The organism is Streptomyces sp. NPDC055506 (assembly GCF_053643595.1).
This window is the reverse complement of record NZ_JBSHKH010000218.1, coordinates 1-7,432: the sequence shown is the minus strand read 5'-3', so window position 1 is coordinate 7,432 and position 7,432 is coordinate 1. Positions and strand designations below refer to the sequence as shown.

General features: G+C 69.0%; 6 protein-coding genes. 1 reads left to right on the top strand and 5 read right to left on the bottom strand.

Features of this window, described 5'->3' with window-relative positions:
• Positions 1 to 112: 112 nt before the first annotated feature.
• The 5 genes from ACWIF2_RS39365 to ACWIF2_RS39345 form a co-directional block, all read right to left on the bottom strand.
• The gene (locus ACWIF2_RS39365) at positions 113 to 952 is read right to left on the bottom strand and encodes a carbohydrate ABC transporter permease (protein ID WP_454366353.1); all 840 of its coding nucleotides are present in this window, start codon (positions 950 to 952) and stop codon (positions 113 to 115) included.
• A 4-nt stretch (positions 953 to 956) separates the two neighbouring features.
• Positions 957 to 1,877: a carbohydrate ABC transporter permease gene (locus tag ACWIF2_RS39360; RefSeq protein WP_454366351.1), complete on the bottom strand. Its 921-nt coding sequence runs from the start codon at positions 1,875 to 1,877 to the stop codon at positions 957 to 959.
• A gap of 10 nt (positions 1,878 to 1,887) precedes the next feature.
• Complete coding sequence (locus ACWIF2_RS39355; RefSeq protein WP_454366349.1) at positions 1,888 to 3,261, bottom strand: extracellular solute-binding protein; 1,374 nt, start codon at positions 3,259 to 3,261, stop codon at positions 1,888 to 1,890.
• Between the two features lie 114 nt (positions 3,262 to 3,375).
• Positions 3,376 to 4,074: a response regulator gene (locus ACWIF2_RS39350; RefSeq protein WP_454366347.1), complete on the bottom strand. Its 699-nt coding sequence runs from the start codon at positions 4,072 to 4,074 to the stop codon at positions 3,376 to 3,378.
• Positions 4,071 to 5,741, bottom strand: a complete 1,671-nt coding sequence (locus ACWIF2_RS39345) for a sensor histidine kinase (protein WP_454366345.1) — start codon at positions 5,739 to 5,741, stop codon at positions 4,071 to 4,073. Before ACWIF2_RS39345 ends, ACWIF2_RS39350 begins: the two co-directional genes overlap by 4 nt.
• A gap of 186 nt (positions 5,742 to 5,927) precedes the next feature.
• Between ACWIF2_RS39345 and ACWIF2_RS39340 the strand changes: the two genes are divergently transcribed.
• Positions 5,928 to 7,319, top strand: a complete 1,392-nt coding sequence (locus ACWIF2_RS39340; RefSeq protein ID WP_454366343.1) for a cation:dicarboxylate symporter family transporter — start codon at positions 5,928 to 5,930, stop codon at positions 7,317 to 7,319.
• Positions 7,320 to 7,432: the final 113 nt, after the last annotated feature.

The window sequence follows — 7,432 nt, the reverse complement described above, 5'->3', positions numbered from 1 at the left end:
GGGCGGCACGGGTGGGCGCAGCGGCACCCCGCTACGCCGGGCTGCGGACCCACCCGGCCCCAGCACCGACGCCGGGCATCTCGCGATGCCAGGCAGCCCGGTCACAACATGTTCAGCCCTTGACCGCGCCGCCCAGTGCGAAGCCTCCTCCCAGGCGGCGGGCTATCAGGACGTACAGCATGATCACCGGGGTCGAGTAGATGATGGAGAACGCGGCCAGTTGGCCGTATGCCACCATGCCCCGGTTGCCGAAGAAGTCGTTGATGCTGACCGACGCCGGCATCTGGTCGGGGGTGAGCAGGAGCATGAAGGGGACGAAGAAGTTGCCCCACGTCATGACGAAGGAGAAGACCGTCACGACGGCCACGCCGGGGCCCATGAGGGGCAGGACGATGCGGACCAGGGACTGGAACGCCGACGCCCCGTCCGTCCACGCCGCCTCCTCCAGTTCCTTCGGTACGCCGTCCATGAAGTTCTTCATCAGCCAGATGGCGAACGGCAGTTGGGACGCGGCGAAGAAGAAGATCGTGCCCTGCATGGTGTCGATCAGGTCCACTTGGACGAAGAGCGCGTAGACCGGGACCATGATCGCCGTGATGGGCAGGCTGGTGGCGAAGAGGATCGTCAGCAGGAACGGGCGGTTGAAGCGGGAGCGGAAGCGGGAGAGCGGGTAGGCCGCGAGAGCCGCGGAAGCCACTGTGAGCAGGGTCGCGCCGCCGCAGAGGATCAGGCTGTTGAGGAGGGGGGTGAAGGTGATCTCGGGGGTCAGGATCGCGTCGAAGTTGGCGAGGGTGAGGCCGTCGGGGGTCTTCACCCGGAGGCCCGCGTGGGGGTCGAGGGCGGACAGGACCACCCAGGCCAAGGGGAGCACGAAGGCGGAAGCGACCACCAGGAGTCCCGCGTCGGCCGCCAGACGGCGGGTCGTGCGGCGGGAGGAGAGGGTGTGGGGCATGCGGTCAGACCTCCGTGCGGAGCAGGCGCAGGTAGACCAGGGAGAACAGGGAGCCGACCAGCAGGAGCAGCAGGGCGACCGCCGTGCCGTAGCCGATGAGGCTGTTCTGGAAGGCCTGTTCGTACATGAAGAGGGGGAGCGTCTGGCTTCTGCCGCCGGGGCCGCCCCTGGTCATGACCCAGATCAGGCCGAAGACCGAGAGGGTCTGGAGGGTGTTGAGCATCAGGTTGGTGCCGATGGAGCGGCGGATCATGGGCAGGGTGATGTGCCACATGCGGCGCCAGCCGCCCGCGCCGTCGACCTCGGCCGCCTCGGTGATCTCCTTGGGGATCTCGTTCAGGGCCGCTGAGTAGACCAGCATGGAGAAGGCCGTACCCCGCCAGACGTTCGCGAACGACACCGCCAGGATCGGGAGCGTGAACAGCCAGTTCTGGGAGGGCAGGTGCAGCCAGTCCAGGATGGCGTTCAGGGTGCCCTCGCGGCGGAAGAAGGCGTAGAGCAGGAAGCCCGCCACCACCTCCGGCAGGACCCATGCCGTGACGACGATGCCGCCGGTGAGCGTGCGGACCGGTTTAGACGCGCGCTGCATCAGTGCCGCCAGGGCCAGGCCCAGCGTGTTCTGTCCGACGAGGGAGGAGAGGACGGTGAACACCAGGGTCAGCCATACGGCGTTCAGGAACGCCTCGTCCCGGAAGGCCCGGGTGAAGTTGTCGAGGCCGACGAACGACTCCTGGGCCTGGCCGGTCAGCTGGAGGTCGGTGAAGGCGATGTAGACGCAGTAGGCGATCGGGCCGGCCAGGAAGAGGAGCAGGAGGACGACCGCGGGGGTCAGGGGCAGGACGCGTAGCGGCAGGCGGGGGCCGTGGTTGGGGTGCGTGTCCTTGAGAGGTTTGGTGGGGCGCGGGTGTGGGGCGGTGGTCGTCATCGGGGCGCGCTCACCGTTCGGCCACCTGGTTGTCCGTCGCGTCCTTCAGGGCGTCCGTGTAGCCGCGTGCCGCCTCGTCCACCGATGTGTCGCCTGTCGTGACGCCCTCCATCGCCTCCTGGATCGCCACCGAGACCTTGGGGTAGGCCGGGTAGGCGGGGCGGTAGTGGGTGTTGGCCACGAGGTCCGTGAAGAACTTGATGCCTGGCTGGGCCGTGGCGTACGCGGGGTCCTTCGCCACGTCCTCGCGGACCGCGATGCCGGAGTTGGCGACGTACCACTTCTGCGCGTTGGCCTTGGTCTGCATCGTCTTGATGAACTCGAACGCCAGGTCTGGATTGCCTGCCTTGGCCGGGATCGACCAGGTCCAGCCGCCGGACATGCTCACCTTGCCGGGCGCCTGGCCGTTCTGGGTCGGCATGGCGGCCAGGCCCAGTTTCTCCGACCACTCGGGCCACTCGTGGCCGCTGCCCGGCAGCCAGTCCTGCGGCAGCCAGGAGCCGTCGAGGGCGATGCCGAGCTTGCCCTGCGGAAGCCACTCGCCGCGGACCCGGGTCATGACGTTCGGGTCGAGCGCGTCGGAGACGTCCGGGCCGAGCTTCTCCTTGTAGACCGTCTCGACGAAGGAGAGCGCGTCCTTGAAGCCCTGGCTGCCGGCGATCCACTTCTTGCTCGACTTGTCGTAGAGGGGGTCCGTGGTGCCGTCGTTCGTGCCGTAGAGCAGCATTTCGAACGTCTGCATGGTGGCCGCCTCGCCGACCGGCTTGCCCGTGTAGATGTTGAGGGGGGTGGTGCCGGGGGCTTTGCGTTTGATGGTGCGGGCGGCGGTGAGGATGTCGTTCCAGGTCTTCGGCTGCCAGTCGGCGGGCAGGCCCGCCTTCTTGAAGATGTCCTTGTCGAACCAGAGGCCGCGGGTGTCGGTGCCGTCGGGGACGCCGTAGGTCTTGCCGTCCTCGCCCTTGGCCGCCGCCTTCGCGGTGTCGATGAACTTGTTCCAGTCCGGCCACTTGGCGAGATAGGGGTCGAGGGGCTTGAGATAGCCGCTGGTGATGTCCGAGTTGATGAGGAACGTGTCCTCGTAGACCAGGTCGGGTGCGGTCTTGGGGGAGCGGAGCATCTGCTGGAGCTTGGTGTAGTACTCCGAGTCCGGGGCCTTGATCGGGACGAGCTCGACCTTCTTGCCCGGGTGGGCCTTCTCGAACTGCTTCTTGATGTCCGCGAGATACGTGTCCATCACCTTGATGGAGTTGTCCGTGGACTGTTTGAAGGAGATCTTCACGGTGTCCGGGTCGCTGCCGGAGCCCCCGCCGCAGGCGGTGAGGGCGGTCGCGGCGAGGGCCAGGGCGAGGAAGGGTGTGAGGGCGGCGGTGGGGCGCACGGGCACGACCTCCTACGGGCGCACTTCTTTGTGGCCGGGACGGCTGCGTCGTGAACCTAAGTTGAGTGGTCTAGTCAGGTCAATGCGTGTGCGGTGGTTTGATCGGCGTACGGTGAACCGTCATTGACCCGTGACCCAGCGGTACTGCAACTCCGGGCGCCCCACCGTGCCGTACTGCGGGCGGCGGGCCGCGCGGCCCGCGTCCACCAGATGTTCCAGATAACGGCGGGCCGTGATGCGGGAGATGCCCACCGTCTCCGCCACACCGGCCGCCGTGAGGCCCTCCGCGCTGTCCCGCAGGGTCACCGTCACCCGTTCCAGCGTGGGCGCGCTCAGGCCTTTGGGCAGCGCTGCCGGGCCGGGGGCGCGCAGGGCCGCCAGGGCCCGGTCCACCTCGTCCTGGCCGCTCGCCTCGCCGACCGAGGCGTGGAACTCGGCGTACCGCACGAGCCGGTCCCGCAGCGTCGCGAAGGTGAACGGCTTCAGGACGTACTGCACGACTCCGAGCGAGACGCCCTCGCGCACGACGGCCAGATCGCGCGCCGACGTCACCGCTATGACGTCCGCGTGGTGCCCGGCGGCACGCAGGGACCGGGCGAGCTGCAGCCCGTGCACATCAGGCAGGTGCAGGTCGAGCAGGAGGAGGTCCACCGGTGTGCGCTCCAGGGCCCGGCGGGCCTCCCCGCCCGTGTGCGCCTTGCCCACAGCGACGAACCCGGGGACCCGCCCGACGAACATGACATGGGCGTCGGCGGCCACCGGGTCGTCCTCCACCACCAGGACCCGGATGGCTTTCGCGTGCGTCGTGTCGCTCGTCATACGGGGCCTCCAGAGCCCTCGGACACCGGGCCTGAGGATGTCACGCCCGCGGCGACCGCGCCGGACTCGCGCAGCGGCAGCCGTACCTCGAACTCCGCCCCGCCCTCGGCGGCCTCGGACACCGACAGCGTCCCCTCGTGCCGTTGCGCCGCCTGCCGTACCAGGGCCAGTCCCAGACCTCGTCCGCCCGGACCGGACGGCTTCGTCGAGAAGCCTCGCTGGAAGACCGCCTCGGCGTGCTCCGGGTCGACGCCCGGGCCCGTGTCGGAGACCCGCAGCACCAGCTCTGGGCAGTCCTCGGTGCCCTGGGAGTACGCCGCCACCGTCACCCGCGCCCGCACACTGCCCTGCGCCGCGTCCACGGCGTTGTCGATCAGGTTGCCCAGGATGGTCACCAGGTCCCGCGCCGGCAGGGTCTCGGGCAGCAGGCCGTCGTCCAGGCTGCTGTCCTCCGACACCATCAGCTCCACGCCCCGCTCGTTCGCCTGGGCCGTCTTGCCCAGCAGCAGCGCCGCCAGCACCGGCTCGCTCACCGCCGCCACCACCTGGTCGGTCAGCGCCTGCGCCAGCTCCAGCTCGGCCGTCGCGAACTCCACCGCCTCCTCCGCCCGGCCCAGCTCGATCAGCGAGACGACCGTGTGCAGCCGGTTCGCCGCCTCGTGCGCCTGCGAGCGCAGCGCCTGAGTGAAGCCCCGCTCGGAGTCCAACTCGCCCATCAACGACTGGAGTTCGGTGACATCGCGCAGGGTGACGACCGTACCGCGCCGCTCACCGCCCGACACCGGGGAGGTGTTGATGACCAGGACCCGCGACGCCGTCAGATGCACCTCGTCCACCCGCGGCTCCGACGCCAGCAGCGCGCCCGTCAGCGGGGCGGGGAGCCCGAGCTCGGCCACCGACCTGCCCACCACGTCCCCTTCCACGCCGAGCAGCTCCCGCCCCCCGTCGTTGATCAACGCCACACGGTACTGCCCGTCCAGCATCAGCAGCCCCTCCCGTACGGCGTGCAGGGCGGCCTGGTGGTAGTCGTGCATCCGGCTGAGCTCGGCCGCGTTCATGCTGTGGGTGTGGCGGCGCAGCCGGGCGTTGGCCACATAGGTGCCGATGGCGCCCAGGGCCAGCGCCCCGGCGGCCACGCCCAGCAGGGCCGTGACCTGGCTCTGCACCCGCTCGGTGATCGCCTCGACCCGGATGCCCGCGCTGACCAGGCCGACGATCCGCTTGCCGTTGTTGATCGGGGTGACCGCGCGGACCGACGGGCCGAGGGTGCCGGTGTAGGTCTCGGTGTAGGTCTCGCCCCTCAGGGCCCGCTCGGTGTGGCCCTGGTAGGTCTGGCCGATCTGGTCCGGGTCGGGATGCGTCCAGCGAATGCCCTGCGGGTTCATGATCGTGATGAAGTCGACCTCGGTGTCCCGCATGACCTTCAGCGCGTACGGCTGGAGCTCCGCGGTCGGGTCGGAGGCGCCGGCCGCGGCCGGCACCGACGGGGAGTCGGCGACGGACAGCGCCACGGCCCTGGCTTGGCGCTTCGCGGCCTCCTCGGCCTGGCTGCGGTCGCTGACATAGGTGAACAGAGCACATCCGGCCACGACGACCGCGATCAGTACGGCCTGCATGGCGAAGAGCTGGGCCGCCAGGCTGCGGGGTCGGGGGACGGAGAAGCGCATGTCGTCAGTCTGCCTCGTGGCTGATTGTGAACTAAATGAACGGAAGGGTGACCGCGCTCACAGGGCAGGACATAGTCACGGCATTCCCCATAACGCATCTCCGGGAGCTCCGCTCTGTGTTTCCCGGAAACCCCGGACGTGAGCCGCACGCCGGTGATGCCGACGACGTCGTCAAGGAGGGCCGCCGTGACCAGCGCAGCCGATACGGCACCTGCCGCACGCAAACCCAAGCGGGACCGCACCCACTATCTCTACATCGCGGTGATCATCGCGGTCGCTGCCGGTATCGCGGTGGGTATGGCCGCACCGGACTTCGCTGTCGGGCTGAAGCCGATCGGCACGGGCTTCGTGAACCTGATCACGATGATGATCTCGCCCATCATCTTCTGCACGATCGTGCTGGGCATCGGCTCGGTACGGAACGCCGCCAAGGTCGGTGCCGTCGGCGGTATCGCCCTGGTCTACTTCACCGTGATGTCGCTGGTCGCCCTGGGCATCGGCCTGGTCGTCGGCAACATCCTGGAGCCGGGCACCGGCCTCGCGGTGACCGACGCGATCAAGGACGCCGGTCACGCGCAGATCGATTCCGAGGCCAAGGGCGCCAGCGAGTTCCTGCTCGGCATCATCCCGACCACGATCGTCTCCGCCTTCACCAACGAGTCGGTCCTGCAGACCCTGCTGATCGCCCTGCTCGCCGGCTTCGCCCTCCAGGGCATGGGCTCGGCCGGCCAGCCGATCCTGCGCGGTATCGAGCACATCCAGCGGCTCGTCTTCCGCATCCTCGCCATGGTGATGTGGGCCGCCCCGATCGGTGCCTTCGGCGCCATCGCCGCCGTCACCGGCTCCGCCGGCCTGGAAGCGCTCAAGAGCCTCGCCGTGCTGATGCTCGGCTTCTACGTCACCTGTTTCCTGTTCGTCTTCATCGTGCTCGGCGTGCTGCTGCGCGTCATTTCCGGCCTGAACATCCTCACGCTGTTCAAGTACCTGGGCCGTGAGTTCCTGCTGATCATGTCCACCTCCTCCTCCGAGTCCGCGCTGCCGCGGCTCATCGCGAAGATGGAGCACCTGGGCGTCAGCAAGCCGGTGGTCGGCATCACCATCCCGACCGGCTACTCCTTCAACCTCGACGGCACCATGATCTACATGACCATGGCCTCGCTGTTCATCTCCGACGCCATGGGCACGCCGATGTCCATCGGCGAGCAGATCCCGCTGCTGCTCTTCCTGCTGGTCGCCTCCAAGGGCGCCGCCGGTGTCAGCGGCGCGGGCCTCGCGACCCTGGCCGGTGGTCTGCAGGCGCACAAGCCGGCCCTGGTGGACGGCATCGGCCTCATCGTCGGCATCGACCGCTTCATGAGCGAGGCCCGCGCCCTGACCAACTTCGCCGGCAACGCCGTGGCCACCGTGCTGATCGGTACCTGGACGAAGGAGATCGACAAGGAGCGGGTGGGCGAGGTCCTCACCGGCCAGCTGCCCTTCGACGAGAAGACGCTGCTGGACGACGGCCACGGCGGCTCGTCCGACGAGCACGTCGAGGTGCCCGAGCAGGGCGGCGAGAAGGAGCTGGCGAAGACCTGACGGTCGCGTCGCGCTCCCCGAGACTCCGGGCGGCTGAACGTCCCCCCGTCGCTCAGCCGCCCGGTCCGTGAAACGCCGAGCGGACAGGTCTTCCTCCCCTAGGACCTGTCCGC

Excerpts from the sequence above, each read along its gene's own strand:
- ACWIF2_RS39365 (WP_454366353.1), bottom strand. The coding sequence starts at position 952 with ATGCCCCACACCCTCTCCTCCCGCCGCACGACCCGCCGTCTGGCGGCC.
- ACWIF2_RS39360 (WP_454366351.1), bottom strand. The coding sequence starts at position 1,877 with ATGACGACCACCGCCCCACACCCGCGCCCCACCAAACCTCTCAAGGAC.
- ACWIF2_RS39350 (WP_454366347.1), bottom strand. The coding sequence starts at position 4,074 with ATGACGAGCGACACGACGCACGCGAAAGCCATCCGGGTCCTGGTGGTG.
- ACWIF2_RS39345 (WP_454366345.1), bottom strand. The coding sequence starts at position 5,741 with ATGCGCTTCTCCGTCCCCCGACCCCGCAGCCTGGCGGCCCAGCTCTTC.